The following is a 19,705-nucleotide window of genomic DNA, read 5'->3' on the forward strand; positions in this document are numbered from 1 at the left end:
TGCCGCTCCCCAAATAATTCCGGCCTGAAATTTTATTTTTTCTATATTGACCAATGCTTTTGCTAAAGCACTGAAATACTATTTTATTAATACCGCGAACCAAAATGACGAAATTTTCTATTGGCCTGATCTATTCTCTAGCAGTATTTATTGGCACAAAACAATTTATAGGAGAGCCTCAAAACACTTCTCCTAATCCCCCTGATTTAACAATTACAAGATTTTCCGGTCCTGATATAACGCCCAGCCCCGCTTGCCTCGCAGTTGCGCCAACCGGCGAAGTGTTTGTAGGCGTGGATATGATGGGTTCATTGGGAAAAGACCCGGGGAAAGGCCGGATTCTTAAGCTTATAGATAAGGATAATGACGGGAAAATGGACGGGCATATTGAATTTGCAACGGTGGATAACCCACGTGGCATCATAGTGCAGGGCAGCCGGGTTTTTGTATTGCACACCACATTTTCCAAAGAATCCGGTAAAGCTTCCGGGATGGCGCTGGTCGTTTTTGAAGATAAGGATGGAGACGGAAAAGCAGACGGACCTCCTCAGCCACTTATCGAAAATCTCAGTAACACCAAATACATTCAGGAGCGGGGAACCGATCATGCCACTAACGGTATCAGGATGGGTATTGATGGCTGGATCTATATTGCGGTAGGTGATTTTGGGTTTCATAACGCAACGGATCGTTCCGGTAAGAAACTGACCATGCTTGGCGGTGGTATTGTAAGGGTACGCCCCGATGGTACCGAAATGGAGATATTCACCCACGGTACACGCAACGTGTATGATGTGGCCATTGATCCATATATGAATATTTTTACGAGAGAAAATACCAATGATGGTGGTGGATGGAATGTGCGGTTTTCCCACCATATCCAATCCGGGGAATATGGATACCCGGTATTGTTTCAGCATTTTACAGATGAAATATTACCTGCGCTGGCAGATCTTGGTGGCGGCTCCGGTACCGGAGCCTTATATATGGCGGAACCCAGCTGGCCTGAGAAGTACAATAACGTTCCCATGATGGCGGATTGGGGAAGAAGCATGCTTTACATTCACAGGGTAACGCCTGATGGCCCCACATTCACCCAGAAAGACGAAGATTTTTTAGAGCTTCCCCAGATTACGGATCTGGATGTTGACGGATCCGGCCGGCTTTTCCTTTCTGCGTGGGATGGCGCAGGCTATTCCGGCAGTCCGGATAAAGGCTATGTGATCCGGGCAGTACCAAACAACTGGACTTACAAGGCATTTCCCAACCTGGCCACCGCCCCGGTGGAGGAATTGGCAGGATTGCTTAAATCGGCCAGTGCGGTTGCCCGTTTGAATGCCTCTCAGGAATTAATTGCGCGTGGGGGTAAACAAGGAATGTCCGCGGCATTGGAAATCGCTTCAGATGCCCAATTGCCATTATTTGCCCGCGTGGCCGGTATCTATACTTATGCACAGGCTGCAGGCGCAGATGGCATCCCTGCTTTAACATCATTAACAAAAGATGCTTCCGTAAGGGAACATGCATTGCGGGCGTTGGCAGACAGGAAAGGCATCCTGAAAGATGTTTCAACTGAACCTTTCCTGGAAGGACTTAAAGATCCGTCTCCGCGCGTGCAGGCAGCAGCAATTATAGGGTTGGGGCGTTTAGGCCGTATCGAAACAGCCAGCGCTTTGTTGCAGACTAAAGTTCCGGCGTCATTTATTGCCCCTGTTAAAGATGTGGAAGGACCGCACGCTACGCCCAATGCTGCTATTGTGCTGCCTCATCTGGCTGTCCGGGCCCTGGTTGGCCTTCATGCAGTAGATGCCGCTGTAGCGGGAATCAACGGTGAAAACTCCACGCTGGCATTGTGGACACTACGATATATGCATGATCAGAAAGCAGTGGACGGCTTGATGAATGCTTACACGGTGTCGAAAAATGAGCAATTAAAACGGCAGATCATTATCACATTAGCACGCCTCTACAAAAAAGAAGACACCTATGATGCATCCTGGTGGTGGGGAACCAGACCGGATTCACATGGTCCCTACTACAAAGGCGTAACCTGGGAAGCATCACCGGCTATCGAAAAATTCCTTAAAACAGCATCGCTGAAAACCAGCCCCGGCAAAGCGTTTTTCAGAGATCTTGATGCCCGCAACCGGATGGATATTGCCGCATTTGCACCAGAGAAAAAAGTGATTGCAGCTCCGGTCAAAGAACCCAAAGTAGATCTTGAAAAAATAAAAAGTAAAAAAGGTCAGGTGGGCAAATCATCTATCGAAGATGTTTTATTAGCCATCAATAAATTAAAAGGAGATCCGGCCAGAGGGAAAGTACTGTTTACCAACCAGGGTTGTGTAGCCTGCCACAGTATTAAGAAAGGAGAAGTAATGAAAGGTCCTTTTATGGGACAAATCGGGTCTATCATGAACCGGGAACAGATCACAGAGTCCATTCTCAAGCCTAACGCATCTATTTCACAGGGATTTGCCACGGTGATGATCACTGCGAAGGGTAACAAGTCTTACATGGGATTTGTTACGGAAGAAACTTCTGCCAGGGTAGTTATGAGAGATATCAGCGGCGAAGTATTCACCGTAAAAACAGCCGATATCCTGACCCGCAAGGAAATGAAAACGTCTATGATGCCAACGGGTCTTGCTAATGCGTTGTCATACGAGGAACTTGCATCGCTCGTTTCTTTCCTGGCACAGCAGAAAAAATAAAGTATAATACATATCTGAAAGAAAAGGCCCGCCCGATTGAGCGGGCTTTTTCTTTCAGATCACATATTGTGATTATGTTAGCATTTTAATAAAAAAAGGATGCTTATCTTTATTGGTATGTTACGGATAATTCTTTTTGCTGCTATTTTAATGTCGGGTATGACGGTAAATGCACAGATAGACTCATCTTTCGGAGCTATGAATGGCACGGAATCAGTCTTCAAACACCCTCAACAGGTAAGCGATACCAACAATATCCATAAGAAATGGTTTGTTACAAAATATAGCGGCGTTTCCGCTGGCTTTGTAGCATTTAAAGGAGGAAGTGGTTCTTTCCTGTCGGTACCTTTGGGATTGCAGTTAAATCGTCAATTGACCCATAACCTGTACGCCTTCGGAGGCGTATCGGTGACACCTTACGTTTTCCGTTACAACAGTGTACCCTATCAACCTGCGATTAATAAGAACAATGGTCTGATGCAGACTAACAACTTTGCTGCCTATTCAGATGCAAAAATAGGTGTGATGTATATCAGCAATGACAAAACATTCTCCATTTCCGGCAGCGTTGGCGTAAGCAGAGGCGGTTATAATGGTTATTCTCCTTTTTATGGCCCGCTGTATTCTCCGGTGGGGGGGAATATTCAACGATAAAGCAGGAAGCCTTTAATTGTGTTGACACAATTTGCCTTTACGTTATCTATTGATTTTTATTATATCTTCAATATTTCACTTCCCGCCATAATTGTCAATACCAGGGACATGTCCGTCAGGATATCTTTCTTTAACAGCCGGATCGCTTTGCTCATATGTTTTTCAACCATGCTTACTGAAATAGACATTTTGGCGGCAATTTCCTTATAGCTTAATCCGCTTTCACGATGTAACAGGTAAACGGTACGGGTAGGCGCCGGCAATTTTTCAATAGCGGTTTCCAGCTGCAGCAACTGTTGCCGGCCCGATTCATTTATACACGGATCGATAAGCAAACCTGCTTCCTGTTGCAGTTGCTCCAGCCATTGTATGTCTTCCTTCATCCGGCGGCGGATAACATCAATCATCAGATTGCGGGCATATGTGCGCACTAAGGGGCCTGCTGCCGCAGGGTCCCGGATAGTATCCATCTTTTCCCATATATTCAGATAACACTGTTGCATGATGTCTTCAACCAGTTGTATGTCTTTCGTGTAGCTGCTCAAATAGCGGAACAGCCTGGCTCTCGTAGCGAGGTACAGGATATTGAAATCATCTTCCTTCTTACTATAACTGTTGTTCGACATACAAATGCAAAGTAACAGATCCCGGTAATTATAGCATTGTTACCAAATCATTAACATGTTTTATCCGGCAAAAAAAGTATTGAGGTAAACCTCCATTTTAACGTGTTATGATGGGAAGCGCTGCTTTCTCAAATTATAACGGTTATGTTCATGACACCTGAAAAATGGCAACGGTACATTGATGATCAATGTACAGAACAGGAAAAAAAGGAAATACTCCATTACCTGCAAAGTCTCTCACCCGGCATGCTGGAAGAAAAGCTGGCGGAAGGATGGGATATGGAAGCCGCTCCGGTACCAGATGAAATAGTCCATCGCATGGACCACTATGTGCAATCCATGATGATGGCAGATCGCCGCAAAAGATGGAAGATACACAAGTGGCAGTATTGGGCAGCAGCAGCTGTGGCTGCATTTGTTATTGGTACCATCCCGGTATGGCAGCGGGCTTTTCGTGCCAATCAGCAAATACCGGAGGCTGTGGCTAACAATACGATCCGCAATAATACCGCTCATGTCCGGAAGGCTATTTTGCCTGATAGCAGCGGGGTTTGGCTGGCGCCACATTCGGCTATAAGTTTCGCTGCGGACTATGGAAGGAACAACAGACAGGTTTCCCTGCAAGGGGAAGCCTATTTTGAAGTGGCCCCCCGCACTGCACAACCGTTTGTGGTAAATACGGGGAATGTACAGACCACTGTACTGGGAACGCATTTTAATATCGAAGCCTACAGCATGGAAACTGCTACCCGTGTTTCTTTAACCGAAGGTAAAATAGCGGTGAAAATCAGCGACAGCACACTCGTTTTAACGCCAGGTAAAAGACTTGTTTACAGGTCTGATAACAAACAGCTCCAGCTGGAAAATTTTGCTGTTCAGCTGGAAACAGACTGGAAAACCGGGGCAATTGTACTAAACGATCTGCCTATGCCGGACGTATTTCACCGGTTGGAGCAACGGTTTGGGAGAAAGATTCACTATGATCCTGGTTTCTTCCAGGATAAACAGTTTAATGCGACGTACCGCAACGCGGATCTGACCCTTATACTTCAAAACATTGCTTTTGTGCAGGACTTCAGATTCGAGATCAGGGCGGATGAGGTGTTTATTTATTTATCCCGATAAAAAATGCTCCGCTGGCCGGCGGAGCATAAAAAACAAATGTTTTTAATCAAAAAAGTATGCACAAAGTTATGCAAAACAAATTAACGCTGCGAAGGCGAAATTGTATGATGTGGTTTCTGTCCTTATTATTCTTGTTTGGTTTTGAAGCAAGGGCACAGGATAATGCCCTGCGGGAGCTGATCTCCCTTTCTATGAGCAATACCCGGTTGGATGAGGTAGTGAAGGCAATTTCACAGCAAAGCAGTTTGACCTTTTCTTACGATCGCTCGCGTCTTAGTGGTATAAAGATCGAAAAAGTACAATGGCAGGCGGTATCCTTACAAAACGTGCTATCTGAATTAAATGCGCTTACCGGTGTTGAATATGTTGTTAACAATGGTACAATCGCTATCAGGATCGGGCAACGGCCGGTGCAGGCGCCCTCAAAAAGATCCGGCAAAATTACCGGGAAGGTGTTTGATGAACAAAACGGTCAGCCGGTGCCGGGTGCTACGATCCGCATTGGCGGCAATGGTACTGCTACAGATATGGAGGGGGCTTTCAGTTTTGTTCTTCCGGAGGGCAACTATATTGCTACGGTTAGTTCTATAGGATATGGTATAAAGGAGGTGGATGAGATTGTAGTAAAGAACAACCAGGTCTTTCAAATGGATGTAACCTTAAAAAGGGGGAAGGGACAGCTGGCAGGTGTAACTGTTACGGCTTCCGCCAGGAAGGAGAGCATTGCAGCTTTGTACGTCCGGCAAAAGAACAATGCCGCAGTTTCCGATGGTATCAGCGCTGAACAGATCAGGGTTACGCCCGACAACAATGCCGCCCAGGTGCTGAAACGCATCAGTGGTCTGACGGTGCAGGACGATAAATTTGTGACGGTGCGCGGCCTCAGTGAGCGTTATAACACGGTAATCCTGAATGGCGCCATCCTGCCCAGTTCGGAGCCGAACCGCAGGAACTTTGCCTTTGATGTTGTGCCCAGCAGCATCATTGATAATATTGTTGTGAACAAAACAGCTACACCTGATATGCCATCGGAATTTGCAGGAGGGCTTGTACAGGTAAATACCCGCGATATTCCGGCAGAAAATTTTACAACGGTTGGTATAGGCGGCGGATGGAATACCAACAGTACAGGGAAGGACCTTTACTCCCTGAAACGGGGGAACAAAGAATACCTTGGCGTAGATGATGGTACGCGCAACTGGTGGAGGAAGAACTGGAACGCTGACCAGTACTGGAAATACAGCCTGTCAGGTGATAACGTTAAGACCAGCGAAATGAATACGCATATTCCCAATAACTGGGGGTTACGCCGGTATGGTTATACTCCGCAGCAGCAATACCAGCTTTCTCTTGGCCGGAAAATACCCCTGAAAAACGGAGCTTCGTTTGGCGTTACACTTGCAGGTACCTACCGTAATGAACAACAGGTAACAGACCACGAACGTTACCAACCCTCTTTCTACTATTACGACAGTGCCAATTCCTACCAGTTCAATACAACTATCGGCGCGGTGGCGAATGTGGGTTTCCAGACGAAAGGACATAAGGTGGCTTTCAAAAACCTCTATAACCGGAAATTCAGTCATGAAACAGATGTAAACTACGGCAAGGAGTTCGATTTCAGAGTAGGTATAGATCCGGCTGGCGACGATGTGCTTTATTATACCGACATCGTGCTGATCAACGAAATATTACAAAACAGGTTGGAGGGAGAACATTTACTGCACCAACACCTGAAACTCGACTGGTCAGCCGATTATATCACTGTTAACAGGGACCAGCCAGACACCCGCGCCTCGCAAGGTTATAATGTGGATGGCCCCAAAGGGTATTATCAATACGTTTTAAATGATGGAACCGGATTTATTACAAGAGGTCTCAGCATCTTTAATTCTACGCTGAAGGAAAGAAGAAAAAATATAAACCTCAATTTTACAATTCCTTTCCAGGTCGGACATCTCAGTCAATCGATAAAAGCGGGATATGCCGGCACTTTCCGCAGTGCGGATTTCAAGTCTGCTTCGCTACGCCTTTTGCATGATCCTGCCGGTAATAGCGGAACCATTAATGACGCAATTTATGGTCAGGCCGATTATCAATTGCAATCCCTGTTGAAACCTGGTTACCTGACCTATAAATTTGCAGGCCCTGGTGGCTCCGGTTATGCAGGCGAGAATTACACTGGCGACCAGAAATTACATGCAGCTTATTTAATGGCTGATCTGAAGTTTCTCAAAAAATTCCGGTTGATTGGTGGTATCAGGATGGAGAAAAATTCGGTGGACGTACACGGTATTTCTTATAACAAAATAACGGGTATTCCGGTAGACTCACTGATGAAATACGAGGGAACCGACTGGCTGCCTTCTTTTAACCTGGTATATAACCTGACGCCGTCAACGAACATCCGGCTGGCCTATTCAAAAACCCTTGCCAGGGCCGACTTCAGGGAACGGGCACCTTTTATCTATTATGAATTCCACGAAAGGAGCATTTACAGGGGAGCCGTTGGGCTGAAGGATGCGCAGATTGAAAATATGGATCTCCGCTATGAATATTATCCGGGTCCGGGGGAAGTACTTTCGTTTTCTGCTTTCTATAAAAAATTCAGGAACCCTGTTGAGCTGATCGGTTTTTGGGGCGCAGGTAAAAACGTGAATTACTTTTTCTTTAACCTGGAACGCTCAACCAGTAAAGGTATAGAAGTGGACATCCGGAAATCTCTCGGATTCCTGCATTCGCCATCCACCTGGTTGCAAAAGATATTCGTTAGTGCCAATGCTTCGCTGATGGAAGGCAAAGTGGAATATAGTCCCCAGGCTTTGATGAACGCTGCTGCAGATGCCGGAGGGGTGCCTGATGCAGCACCCGGCAGCACCCGTAACCGTTTGTTGCAAGGGCTTTCACCTTACACTGTTAATGCCGGTATCGGTTATTTTGGAAACGTAGCTGGCATAAATGTAAGTTATAACCGTTTCGGAAAAAGGATTGCCAACGGCGGTTTTAATCCGTGGCAGGACCAGTATGAAAATGAGCGGGACGTGCTGGACCTGCAGTTCAGTGTTTCGCTGTTAAAAAATAAAATGCAGGTAAGATTAAATATCAGTGATCTTTTGCAGCAGGACTATGTGATCTATCAGAATGTATCCGCAACGGGTCCGCGAAGTGAAGGAGGAGGACAATTTTTATTTGACAGTGTGGAGGACCAGGTCACGAACGCCAATTCCAACCATGATCCCAAAGGCACTGCCTACAATAAAAGCATGGATTATGTTCATCACAAATGGTTCAAAGGGCGGAACGTCAGTATGAACATCAATTACAATTTTTAATCATCAGCATTCATCACATGAGAACAACATATTACATTCCCGGTATAGTATTAATCCTCCTGTTTTTTCTTTCCTGTAAGAAAAATGGGGAATTAATTAAAGCGACCGAAGTGGTTAAAGTAACAGTATCTGCTTTTTCCACCAATACAGCAGCGGCTTTCAGCATTACAATAAATGGAGAAGCTATTGCAGATAGTTTATTTAACGGGCAGGTCAAATCAAAAGTAGTGGCGCTTGCAGAGGGCGGGCAGCACATGATTGTCCGCAATCATGGTAGCAGTGAGATATTGATTGATACACTGGTTACATTACCGGTGGGCTTTGCCACCATTACGTTAATGCAACTGGATCCGGCAGCCCCTCCTCTTTTAATTGGGAAAGATGAAACCGTTATCCCCGATGACAGGAAGATGATGGCTTTTTATACAAAAGACACGCTATTGCCGGAAACATTTGGCATTGAATTGTATGCCTGTTATTATGATGAAATAACTTTTGCACTTCTCAAAATAGATACCCTGGCCAGAATTAACAAAATAAAAAGAGGTGAATTGACCGGGTTTGTGATGGTGAAAGACAGTGTAGCTTACGGCTCCGGCTATCTTTTTCAGCCGCTGGATGCAGTATCCGGTCAGCCTTTGGATAACCTGGCGAGGCCTTTTAATCCTGCGGAAGCCACCGGGCCACTCTTGAATTTCGACCGGGGACCATTGGGAACGGAGAAGTATTATATTAACGATATAAATGCCATTAAGGAGCCGGATGGAAGGTTATATGCGGAGTCTTACCGGCTGCTATCTTACTAATCCTGGCAGAGAAATCATATGATGAGAGGAGATACTCTTTCACTCACCGCTCCTTACGAAAGTTGGAGCGGTTTTTTTGTTTGAAATGATCGCATCTGTTTACTGTCCTTTTTCTCCAATTTTCCTCAAAAACTCACTTTCTCCGAAATCAATTATCGAACCATCCGCTAAACAAAATATCTAAGCAGGAAGAGAGGTTCCCCAAAAATAAAAATGGACAAACCTAAGTTTGTCCATTTCGTGCACCGGAATGTACTTTTCTCGAACCAAAGGCTACTTCCGAATACCATACCGTACAAGTTCAGCTAGTAGACCAGGTGAATTATTATTCTCTTCATTAGCTTAAAAAGGATCATCTATATCTTGTTTGCTGATGAAAAGGGAGTGTTATTGATAGGCCATCCCCGGTTGCCAGCTATGTTTTGGTAAACCCCAAACGATCAATTTCCTCATGCTACCGCATTCGAAGTATAATTGACTACGCTATTACTCCAGCACCTTCTTACGTTCAATCCTTTCCTTAGCTTCAATAAAGAGATGATGTATTTTTTTCTCCAGTTCCTTTTTAGGAGGTAGTTCTGTCCAATATTCCGCTACCATGATCCCATCCTTGTGCATTTCCAGCAACTCTACTTGTTCTCGTCTGCTTTCAGCACATAAAATTAAGCCAATCGGAGATTGTTCTCCTTCTTGCTTTTCGTATTTATCCAGCCACCTTAAATACAATTCCATTTGTCCCTTGTGTTGGGCTTCGAATTTTCCCAGTTTCAACTCAACAGCTACGAGACGTTTTAAATTTCGGTGATAAAACAAAAGGTCTAAATGAAAATCTTCGCTGTCAATAATCATCCTTTTCTGACGCTCTATGAAGGCAAACCCTTTGCCCAGCTCCAATATGAAAGCCTCTAGTTCCCGAAGTATAGCTTCTTCGAGATCCTTTTCCATATAGGTATTTTGTAACCCGAGGAAGTCCAAAAAATAGGGGTCTTTGAAGTTATCACTAATAGCAGGATGGTTACTGGTGTTTTGTGTATTCGCAATACCAGTCCGCTCAAAAGTTTTGGTTGAAATTTGTTTCCGTAAATCCCTTATACCTAACGCCTGATTGGCAGCAACCTGTGCATAGAACAGCTTTGCTTCCTGGTTCTTCAACGGTAATAATTCCACGAAATGCGACCAACTCAGTTTCTGTGATAGCGGTAAGACAATCTCCAGATCTGTGAATTGTCCTGCAAATTGCATCATTCTCCGTAAATTCCTTATCTCAAAGTTTTTCCCATATTGATTCTTTAATTGTGTAGACAGTGTCAACACAATCTGCTTTGCATACTCTGCACGACGATTTTTAAGGACCTCAACATTAATGCGTTGGCCGATTTTCCAGAAAAGTACCGTAAGAGTACTGTTAGCATGCGAAAATACTTGCCGTTGACTTTGCTCGATAAGCTCCGAAAGCTCAATGAATAACGATTGTTCGATTAATGTTACGCTTTTCTCTTTTGTCATTGTACTTATTCTTTATCAGCAATCCAATATGGAGGAATGCAGGTTTTTCAGGTTAAATGAATAACCTGAAAATTAGATCCCCAAAGAATAGTATGCGTTAATTAGAAGTTAATGATAGGTGAGAAAATTGTATTGCGAAAGAGAGTATGGTTCGATTTTCCCTGAAAAGCTCACTTTTGACGGAATCAATTATCGAACCGCACGGCTCAATGAAGCCGTCAAGCTGATATACACACTGGACGCGGGACTTCCCCAAAATAAAAATGGACAAACCTAAGTTTGTCCATTTTCGTGCCCAGAACTGGATTCGAACCAGCACATCCTTGCGAACGCTGCGACCTGAACACAGTGCGTCTACCAATTTCGCCATCTGGGCATCGCATATCCCCGTAAAAGGGATTGCAAAAGTAAACACTTTTTTAAACTAACCAAATTTTTTTTCCAGACATAAAAAACGGCACCCGTAAACAGGCGCCGTCCATCAATATATAAATATTTATACTGCTACATTGAACTCACGCAGGGTGTCGTTCAGGCTGGTCTTCAGATCTGTAGAGGCTTTACGCTGACCAATAATCAGTGCGCATGATACCTGGTATTCGCCGGCAGGGAATTTCTTGGTATAAGTACCGGGAATTACCACGCTGCGGGCTGGTACACGGCCTTTGTATTCTACCGGCTCGCTGCCGCTTACATCAATGATCTTGGTAGATTGAGTCAGTACTACGTTTGCACCCAGTACGGCTTCTTTTTCTATAACAACGCCTTCTACCACAATACAACGGGAGCCGATAAAGCAACCATCTTCAATGATTACCGGGCTGGCCTGTAATGGTTCCAGTACACCGCCGATACCAACGCCACCGCTCAGGTGCACGTTTTTACCGATTTGTGCGCAAGAGCCTACTGTAGCCCAGGTATCCACCATTGTGCCTTCATCTACATAAGCGCCGATGTTAACATAAGAAGGCATCAGGATACAGCCCTTGGCAATGAATGCGCCATAACGCGCCACTGCATGCGGAACTACTCTTACGCCCAGGTCTTTATAGTTCGACTTCAATCTCATTTTATCATAAAACTCAAACGGAGGCACTTCCATTGTTTCCATTGGCTGAATGGAGAAGTACAGTAAAATAGCCTGCTTCACCCACTCATTCACCTGCCAGCCGTTTTCTGTTGGCGCCGCAACTCTCAGATGTCCTTTGTCTACCGCTTCTATCACCGCTTTAACTGCATCTGTGTACTGTGTCTCCTGTAAGAGACTGCGATCAGCCCAGGCAGCCAGTATTTGTTGTTGTAAATCCATTTTTTTTATTTTTTGCAAACATAATACGTAGAAAATAAAATTACGAATTACAAAGAGGTATTTCCGGAAATCTTATCAGATATACGTAATTCGCCATCTGTAATCCGTAATTTTGCCTTTTGTGGAAGAAAGAACTTTATGAAAATAGGATTCGACGCCAAACGCGCATTCCAGAACGACACTGGTCTTGGGAATTATAGTCGTACCCTGATATCATCTCTGGTAAAGGATTTCCCGGAAGATGAATATTACCTGTTTGCCCCAAAGCAAACCGGTATGTACGATGTTAGTGCCCTGCCGGAGCTTAAAATAGTGGTGCCGGAAAAGCCGCTGTACCGCTGGTTTAAATCGGCCTGGCGCAGCCGTTTTGTGGTAAAGGACCTGTTACGTTACCAGGTTGGTATTTATCATGGCCTCAGTCATGAACTGCCGTTTGGTATCCATAAAAGCGGTATCAGGTCGGTAGTTACCATGCATGATCTTATTTTTGAAAGATACCCGGAGCAGTACAATCCTATCGATGTAATCACGTATCGCCGTAAGGCCCGCTACGCCTGCCATCAGGCCGATAGGGTAGTGGCCATCAGCGAACAGACGAAGCAGGACCTGATCACCTACTATCATACGCCGGCCGATAAAATTGATGTGGTATACCAAAGCTGTGATCCTTCTTTTGCCGTTACTTATCCCGATGATGATATTGCTGCAATGGGCGCCAGGTACCGTTTGCCGTCGCAATATTTTCTGTATGTAGGGTCGCTGATCGAACGGAAAAACCTGTTAGGTATCGTAACGGCCATGAATACACTAAAAGGTACACTGGATTTACCATTGGTGGTATTGGGCAATGGCAGCGGTTATAAAAAGAAAGTAAAAGCATACCTGGCAGCAAACGGACTCACACAACAAGTGATTTTCCTCAACGAACAGGTACGGCTTAAGAACAGTGAGTTGCCCCTCCTGTACCAGGGCGCGGTGGCGCTCCTTTACCCGTCTTTCTTTGAAGGATTCGGCATCCCCATACTGGAGGCCCTTTGGAGCCGTACACCGGTGATCACTTCCCACGGATCCTGTTTTGCAGAAACTGCGGGAGATGCAGCCCTGTACGTAGATCCCCGGGAGCCCGGCTCCATAGCGGATGCCATGAGGCAGGTAATTGAAAATCCTTCGCTGGTAAAGCAGATGCAGGAAAAAGGATGGCAGCATGCACAACGTTTTACCCCCGAAAAGTGCGCTGCCGCCATGATGAAAGTATATAAACAACTAAATAAGAAAATATAAAATGTTTGAAGATGATATCAGTGCGGCCATGCCGGTGCTGCGTACCGGCGGACTTATCCTTTATCCTACAGACACTATCTGGGGCATCGGCTGCGATGCCACCGATGAAACGGCCGTACAGAAAATTTATGCCCTCAAAAAACGGAGCGAAAGCAAAAGCCTGGTAGTATTACTGGCCGATGCGAAAGACCTGCTGCATTATGTGGCAAATCCACGGCCCGATATGGCAGACATCATCGCCGGTTTCACACGCCCCACTACCGTTATTTATGAAGGCGCACTCGGCCTGGCCCCCAACGTTATCAGCGAAGATGGCAGCATCGCCATCCGCATCGTGAAAGATCCTTTTTGCCGCCACCTGATCAAAAGATTGCGTAAACCACTGGTTTCCACTTCCGCCAATATCAGCGGGGAACCCTCGCCGGCCAGCTTCCGCGAAGTGTCTGCCAACATCCGGAATGGCGTGGATTATGTGGTAAAGTACCGGCAAAACGATGAAACCACCAGCGCCGCATCCAGGATTATCAGGATAAACAAAGACGGTTCAATCGTGATAATCCGGGATTAAAATCGTTTATTTATTACATTTGCGCCCTGGTTTCAGAGAAAGGAATAAAAATTAACAGGAATATTTAAATATGATCAGCAGCAAGCCGTTGGACATACCCTGCTCCCTGCAGGAAAGAAAAGTGCTGGAAAAGATAGCATTGGCCGCCCATGAACTGGGCGTTCCGGCCTATCTGATCGGGGGCTTTGTGCGGGATAAACTGTTGGGAAGGAAAACAAAAGATATGGACATTGTTTGCGTAGGCGATGGCATCGCACTCGCACACAAAGTCGCAGAAAGCTTAGGCAACAACATTCCCGTTAACTTCTTCAAAACCTATGGTACCGCCCAGGTTAAACTGAATGATCTGGAAATTGAATTCGTTGGCGCCCGCAAAGAAAGCTACCGCGAAGAATCCCGCAACCCCGAAGTGTCTGCAGGCACCCTGCAGGACGACCAGAACCGCCGCGATTTTACCATCAACGCAATGGCTATCAGTCTCAGGGACATCGACTATGGCTCCCTGCTCGATCCGTTCGACGGCCTCGCCGATCTCGATAAGAAAATTATACGGACTCCCCTGGCGCCCGCTCAAACCTTCAGCGATGACCCCCTGCGCATGATGCGTGGCATCAGGTTTGCTTCCCAGCTGCAGTTTACCATCGAGGAAGGCACCTTCACGGCAATACAGGAAAATGCAGAACGGATCAGGATCATTTCCCAGGAAAGGATCTCCGATGAGTTCAATAAAATAATGCTCTCAGTAAAACCCTCTGTAGGACTGGACCTCTTATATAAATCCGGCCTGCTCAAAATTATTTTCCCCCAAATGATCGATATGGTGGGAGTGGAGATGTACGAGGGAAAAGGGCACAAAGATAATTTTTATCATACCTTGCAGGTAGTAGACAATATATCGGAAAATACAAAAGATCTTTGGCTACGATGGGCAGCACTGTTACACGATATCGGGAAGCCCGCTACCAAAAAATTTGAACCCGGTCATGGCTGGACTTTTCACGGCCACGACGCGGTGGGCGGCAAAATGGTTCCCCGCATCTTTGGCAAAATGAAACTGCCATTGAGCGAGAAAATGAGATTGGTAAAGAAATTGGTAGAACTACACCTGCGTCCCATCAGCCTCACCAAAGAAAACATAACAGACTCGGCTATCCGGAGATTACTCTTCGATGCCGGAGACGACATAGAAGGACTGATGATGCTGTGCGAAGCGGATATTACCTCAAAAAATAAAACCAAGGTTAAACGCTACCTCGAAAATTTTGAACTGGTGCGCAGACGCTTGAAAGAAGTGGAAGAGAGCGACCGGATCCGCAACTGGCAACCTCCCATAACCGGGGAAATGATCATGGAAACATTTGGGCTGAAACCAGGCAGGATCGTAGGTGATCTGAAAAGTGCCATCAGGGAAGCCATCCTGGACGGCGAAATTCCTAATACTTACGAGGCGGCATACGCATTTTTATTGGAAAAAGCCGGCGCATTGAATCTAAGCCCGGTGAAATAAAATTGGTAATTTTACATACCATAATAAAGTACACTAGCATTCAGGATCAACCGCTCATTGCGGAGTGTTTAATCATTAAATAACTTATAACCTTTTTGTCATGCCGGTTTTGAAATTCAGAGTTTACTGGGAAGAAGATGAAAGTGTCTACAGAGACATTGCCATTAAGCCGAATCAGACGTTTTTATTATTTCACCAAGCAATTTTGCAGGCATTCGAATTTGATTCAAAACACAAAGCCACCTTTTTCCGCAGCAATGATAACTGGCAACGTGGCCGGGAAATCATCCTGGAAGCAGATAATCAACCCCGCAAGGCAGAACCCCTGCTGATGGCGGATACTATGATCGCTGCCGCAGTGAAAGATCCTAATCAGAAATTTATCTATCTCTACGATTTCGCCAAAAACTGGTCGTTCCTCGTAGAACTCATCGGCGTTTCCAAAGACGAAAACAGCAAAGTGGTTTACCCTGCCTGCGTGCGCAAAGAAGGTCTTGCCCCCAGCCAATATGGCACCAAAGGCCTGGTAGGTGATAAACTCGTGGAAATGGAAGAAAAATATGACCTCAATAAAGAAGGTATGGATGCCGATGGCTTCGGCGAAGAAGGTGAAGAAAGCGACGCTCTGGGCGGCGATGGTGCAGAAGAATTTGGCGGAGAAGAAGAAAATAACTTTTAAATAGAACTGTCAGTCGTTTTAGGGATCTGTTTATTTTTTGCAGAGATCACCCGTTTCATCCACTTAGCTGAAATGGCCCGTCTCCCGGAAAAAATAAACAGATCCCTAAATATTTAGCGCAATACTTATGCAAAAAACCGTCATCATTATCGCAGGTCCCACCGCTTCAGGCAAAACAGCTTTGTCCGTTCAAATGGCGCAACTGTTTAAAACAGCCGTGATCTCTGCAGATTCCAGGCAATGCTACCGCGAAATCAGCATCGGTACAGCAAAGCCCTCCCCGGAAGAATTGTCGGCGGTTCCCCACTACTTCATTAATTCCCACAGCATCCGCGAAGATGTAAATGCCGGCGTTTACGAGAAACTGGCCCTCGGATACGCCCGCGAAATCTTCGAGAAAAACGACGTTGCCGTGATGTGCGGCGGCACCGGCCTTTATATCAGGGCCTTTGCGGAAGGCATCGACGATATGCCCGTTATTGCCCCGGGCATCCGCACCCGCCTCAATGAACAGTATGCGCAACACGGCCTAGCCTGGCTACAGCAACAACTGCAGCAACGCGATCCCGGCTTTTACGCCACTGCGGAAACCCAAAATCCCCAACGCCTCATCCGCGCACTGGAAGTACTCGACGCCACCGGCCAATCCATCACCACCTTCCGCAGCGCTACCCGCTCCCCCCGCGATTTCCGGGTGATTAAAGTGGGCATCACCCTGCCAAAAGAACAACTGCATCATAACATCCATTACCGCGTAGATGCAATGGTGCACGCCGGCCTGGTGGAAGAAGTCCGCTCGGTACTGCCTTACCGCGAACACAACGCCCTCCGCACCGTGGGATACCAGGAAATATTCAGCTTCCTCGACGGGTACATCTCCCTCGATCAGGCGATCGACGATATTAAAACACATACCCGCCAATACGCAAAACGGCAACTCACCTGGTTCAGAAAAGATCCTGCATTCACCTGGTTTGATTCACGCGATACCGCAGATATCATGACCTATGTACAGCAACAACTAAAATGAGAATTGCCCCGCGCAGGATTTTACCATCAGCGGTAACACCGCAGTATACATCTCCCGGAAAAATAATTACGGACAACCACTGTACTGAAACCGGACATTTGTCATAAATATAAAATATATAAATCTCTTGTATTTAAAAGCCTGATAACATGGCATTTTCTTAGCTGCTCCGTGTGCGCACACCTCACAAAAACATGTTGCTTATGTTTAAAAATTACCTGAAAACAGCCTGGCGTCATCTGCTGAAAAACAAGCGTTTTACTATCCTCAATCTCATTGGGTTGTCTACCGGTCTCGCCTGTACGTTGCTGATCTGTTTGTGGGTGTACGACGAACTGAGCATCGACCACTTCCACAAAAACGACCGCCGCCTCTTCCAGGTAATGGAAAATCAGCCACATGAAAAAGGCATCACCACTTCTGAGGGAACACCCGCATTGCTGGCGGCTACATTGAAAGCAGATATGCCGGAAGTGGAAAATGCCACTGTGAGCACACCCGCTTCGTGGTTTCCTAAAATAGCGCTGACCACCGGTAACAAAAGCACTAAATCGGCTGGCATATTTGCCGGCCAGGATTACCTCCAGGTATTTTCCTATCCACTGCTGCAGGGAAACAGCCGGCAGGTATTACAGGATAAAAACAGCATCGTTATATCTGAACAGCTCGCGCATACATTATTTGGCACCACCAACGCCATTGGAAAAACAATCACCTGGCAGGTAGACCGGTTCAAAAAGATCAGCACCGTTTCCGGCGTGCTGGCCCAACTCCCTTCCAACGCTTCCACCCAATTCGATTGCCTGCTGCCTTTCGATGCATTCCGGGAAATCATGAACATCTCCGCATTAGACCCGCAAGGACCGTTCAATACCTTTCTCGTAATGAAGGAGGGCGCTGATATCCCCGCGTTTAATGCAAAGCTGAGTAACTTCATGACCAGCCTTACCAAAGGCAGCACCACACCCCGCAACCTGTTCCTGCAGCGCTACAGCGATCATTACCTGCATGGCAATTATGAAAACGGCGTTGCCGCCGGTGGCAGGATCAGCTATGTAAAACTGTTCTCCCTCATCGCACTTTTTATCCTGGTAATTGCCTGCATTAATTTTGTAAACCTCTCTACCGCACAGGCTTCCGGCAGAATGAAGGAGATGGGGATCCGCAAAACCATTGGTGCCAACCGCCTGGCACTGGTACTGCAATACCTCGGCGAATCTATGCTGATGACTATTCTTGCGCTCGGCATCGCGTTACTGCTGGTAGCCTTGCTGCTGCCGGAATTTAATCATATCACCGGCAAGGCATTGTCTTTTTCCCTGAATGGGAAGATGATAGGTATCATCGTTGCTGTGGCCCTGCTGACGGGTATCCTGGCCGGCGGCTACCCCGCGTTGTATCTCTCCGGTTTCAATCCGCTGCCGGTACTGAAAGGGAAAGTGCCTGGATCACCGGGGCAATTGCTGGCCCGCAAAGGTCTTGTGGTATTCCAGTTCACACTTTCCGTGCTGTTTATGGTAGCGGTGATAACGGTGTACCGGCAAATAGCTTATGTACAGCATACAAATCCGGGTTACGATAAAGACAACGTTGTGTACTTCGATGTGGAAGGAAAAGTGCCGGAACATATTCCTGAATTCCTGGCAGCATTGAAAAGGATACCAGGCGTGGTAAATGCTTCCGCCATGGTAGGCAATGTACTGGGCGCGCCTTCCATAGGATGTACCTGGAAGGGCAGGGGCACCGTGGAAACAATTATGTGCCGTCCGTTTCCGGTAAATTATGATATGATAGAAACGTTAGGTATCGAGATGGCCGCCGGCCGCTCTTTCTCCCGCGACTATGGTGCAGATGATTCCAGGATTATTTTTAATGAAGCGGCCATCAGGGCAATGGGCATCGATAACCCCGTAGGCAAAGTGATTGAATTTAATGGAATGAAAACGGAGATAGCAGGCGTAGTGAAGAACTTTCATTTTCAATCTATGCACGAGACCATCAGCCCGTTGTTTTTCCGGCTGGATTCCCTGAACAGCACCGTGATGGTAAAGGTAAAAGGTGGGCAAACAAAAGCAGTGCTGGATGCGCTGGCAGCCTTCTATCAGAATTATAACCCCGGGTTTACGTTCGATTATAAATTCCTCGACGAAGATTACCAGGCGCAATACACGGCAGAGAAAAGAGTGGCCGCCTTATCAAAATATTTTACCGCACTCGCTATCGTGATATCCTGTCTTGGTTTGTTTGGCCTGGCGGCCTTTACGGCCGAAAGCCGGCGCAAGGAAATCAGTATCCGCAAAGTATTGGGCGCTACCGCCGCACATGTAATGATGATGCTTTCCGGCGAGTTCCTGCGGTCGGTATTGATCGCCGTGCTGATTGGGTTACCGCTGGCATGGTATTGTATGGACCGGTGGTTGCATAGTTTTGCATACCACATCGAGGTAGGAGCAGGTGTGTCCCTGCTGGTAGGAATCAGTATGGTTGGCATTACCTTACTTACAGTGAGTTTTCAGGCCATCCGGGCAGCATTGGAAAACCCGGTGAAGAATTTAAAAGCGGAGTGAA

The 19,705-nt window shown here is 46.4% G+C and carries 14 protein-coding genes and 1 tRNA gene; 11 read left to right on the forward strand and 4 right to left on the reverse strand.

Going from position 1 to position 19,705, the window contains the following annotated elements:
- Positions 1-104: 104 nt before the first annotated feature.
- Both V7S65_RS01250 and V7S65_RS01255 read left to right on the forward strand, forming a co-directional pair.
- The gene (locus V7S65_RS01250; RefSeq protein WP_336386476.1) at positions 105-2,714 is read left to right on the forward strand and encodes a DUF7133 domain-containing protein; all 2,610 of its coding nucleotides are present in this window, start codon (positions 105-107) and stop codon (positions 2,712-2,714) included.
- A 117-nt stretch (positions 2,715-2,831) separates the two neighbouring features.
- Entirely contained in the window at positions 2,832-3,368 is a 537-nt protein-coding gene (locus V7S65_RS01255; protein ID WP_336386475.1) for a hypothetical protein, read from the forward strand.
- A 59-nt stretch (positions 3,369-3,427) separates the two neighbouring features.
- Here the strand turns inward: V7S65_RS01255 and V7S65_RS01260 are convergent, their stop codons facing one another.
- The gene (locus V7S65_RS01260) at positions 3,428-3,994 is read right to left on the reverse strand and encodes an RNA polymerase sigma factor (RefSeq protein WP_336386474.1); all 567 of its coding nucleotides are present in this window, start codon (positions 3,992-3,994) and stop codon (positions 3,428-3,430) included.
- Positions 3,995-4,138: 144 nt separating this feature from the next.
- Between V7S65_RS01260 and V7S65_RS01265 the strand changes: the two genes are divergently transcribed.
- From V7S65_RS01265 to V7S65_RS01275, 3 genes are all read left to right on the forward strand, one after another.
- Positions 4,139-5,119 (forward strand): FecR family protein, encoded by a 981-nt coding sequence (locus V7S65_RS01265; protein ID WP_336386473.1) that lies wholly within the window; start codon positions 4,139-4,141, stop codon positions 5,117-5,119.
- A 68-nt stretch (positions 5,120-5,187) separates the two neighbouring features.
- Entirely contained in the window at positions 5,188-8,451 is a 3,264-nt protein-coding gene (locus tag V7S65_RS01270; RefSeq protein ID WP_336386472.1) for a TonB-dependent receptor, read from the forward strand.
- A gap of 17 nt (positions 8,452-8,468) precedes the next feature.
- Positions 8,469-9,257, forward strand: coding sequence for a hypothetical protein (locus V7S65_RS01275; protein ID WP_336386471.1), 789 nt, complete (start codon positions 8,469-8,471; stop codon positions 9,255-9,257).
- A gap of 486 nt (positions 9,258-9,743) precedes the next feature.
- Here the strand turns inward: V7S65_RS01275 and V7S65_RS01280 are convergent, their stop codons facing one another.
- The 3 genes from V7S65_RS01280 to V7S65_RS01290 all read right to left on the reverse strand — a co-directional run bounded on the left by V7S65_RS01280 (position 9,744) and on the right by V7S65_RS01290 (position 12,072).
- A complete protein-coding gene (locus V7S65_RS01280; RefSeq protein WP_111579996.1) occupies positions 9,744-10,763 on the reverse strand; it encodes a PDDEXK nuclease domain-containing protein in 1,020 nt (339 codons plus the stop codon).
- A 292-nt stretch (positions 10,764-11,055) separates the two neighbouring features.
- A tRNA-Leu gene (locus V7S65_RS01285) sits at positions 11,056-11,139 on the reverse strand.
- Between the two features lie 120 nt (positions 11,140-11,259).
- Positions 11,260-12,072: a 2,3,4,5-tetrahydropyridine-2,6-dicarboxylate N-succinyltransferase gene (locus tag V7S65_RS01290; protein ID WP_336386470.1), complete on the reverse strand. Its 813-nt coding sequence runs from the start codon at positions 12,070-12,072 to the stop codon at positions 11,260-11,262.
- 138 nt (positions 12,073-12,210) lie between these two features.
- On the opposite strand from V7S65_RS01290, the gene V7S65_RS01295 reads away from it, so the two are divergent.
- The 6 genes from V7S65_RS01295 (at position 12,211) to V7S65_RS01320 (ending at position 19,704) form a co-directional block, all read left to right on the forward strand.
- Complete coding sequence (locus V7S65_RS01295) at positions 12,211-13,353, forward strand: glycosyltransferase family 4 protein (RefSeq protein WP_336386469.1); 1,143 nt, start codon at positions 12,211-12,213, stop codon at positions 13,351-13,353.
- A 1-nt stretch (position 13,354) separates the two neighbouring features.
- On the forward strand, positions 13,355-13,921 hold the full coding sequence (locus V7S65_RS01300; RefSeq protein WP_336386468.1) for an L-threonylcarbamoyladenylate synthase: 567 nt from the start codon (positions 13,355-13,357) through the stop codon (positions 13,919-13,921).
- Between the two features lie 70 nt (positions 13,922-13,991).
- Positions 13,992-15,428, forward strand: coding sequence for a CCA tRNA nucleotidyltransferase (locus V7S65_RS01305; protein ID WP_079468599.1), 1,437 nt, complete (start codon positions 13,992-13,994; stop codon positions 15,426-15,428).
- 100 nt (positions 15,429-15,528) lie between these two features.
- A complete protein-coding gene (locus V7S65_RS01310; protein ID WP_079468598.1) occupies positions 15,529-16,107 on the forward strand; it encodes an IS1096 element passenger TnpR family protein in 579 nt (192 codons plus the stop codon).
- Positions 16,108-16,234: 127 nt separating this feature from the next.
- Complete coding sequence (gene miaA, locus V7S65_RS01315) at positions 16,235-17,137, forward strand: tRNA (adenosine(37)-N6)-dimethylallyltransferase MiaA (protein WP_336386467.1); 903 nt, start codon at positions 16,235-16,237, stop codon at positions 17,135-17,137.
- 203 nt (positions 17,138-17,340) lie between these two features.
- Positions 17,341-19,704: an ABC transporter permease gene (locus tag V7S65_RS01320; protein WP_336386466.1), complete on the forward strand. Its 2,364-nt coding sequence runs from the start codon at positions 17,341-17,343 to the stop codon at positions 19,702-19,704.
- Position 19,705 lies beyond the last annotated feature (1 nt).

The sequence above is a fragment of the Chitinophaga sp. CCNWYY40 genome (genome assembly GCF_037483205.1).
In the GTDB taxonomy this organism is placed as follows: domain Bacteria; phylum Bacteroidota; class Bacteroidia; order Chitinophagales; family Chitinophagaceae; genus Chitinophaga; species Chitinophaga ginsengisegetis.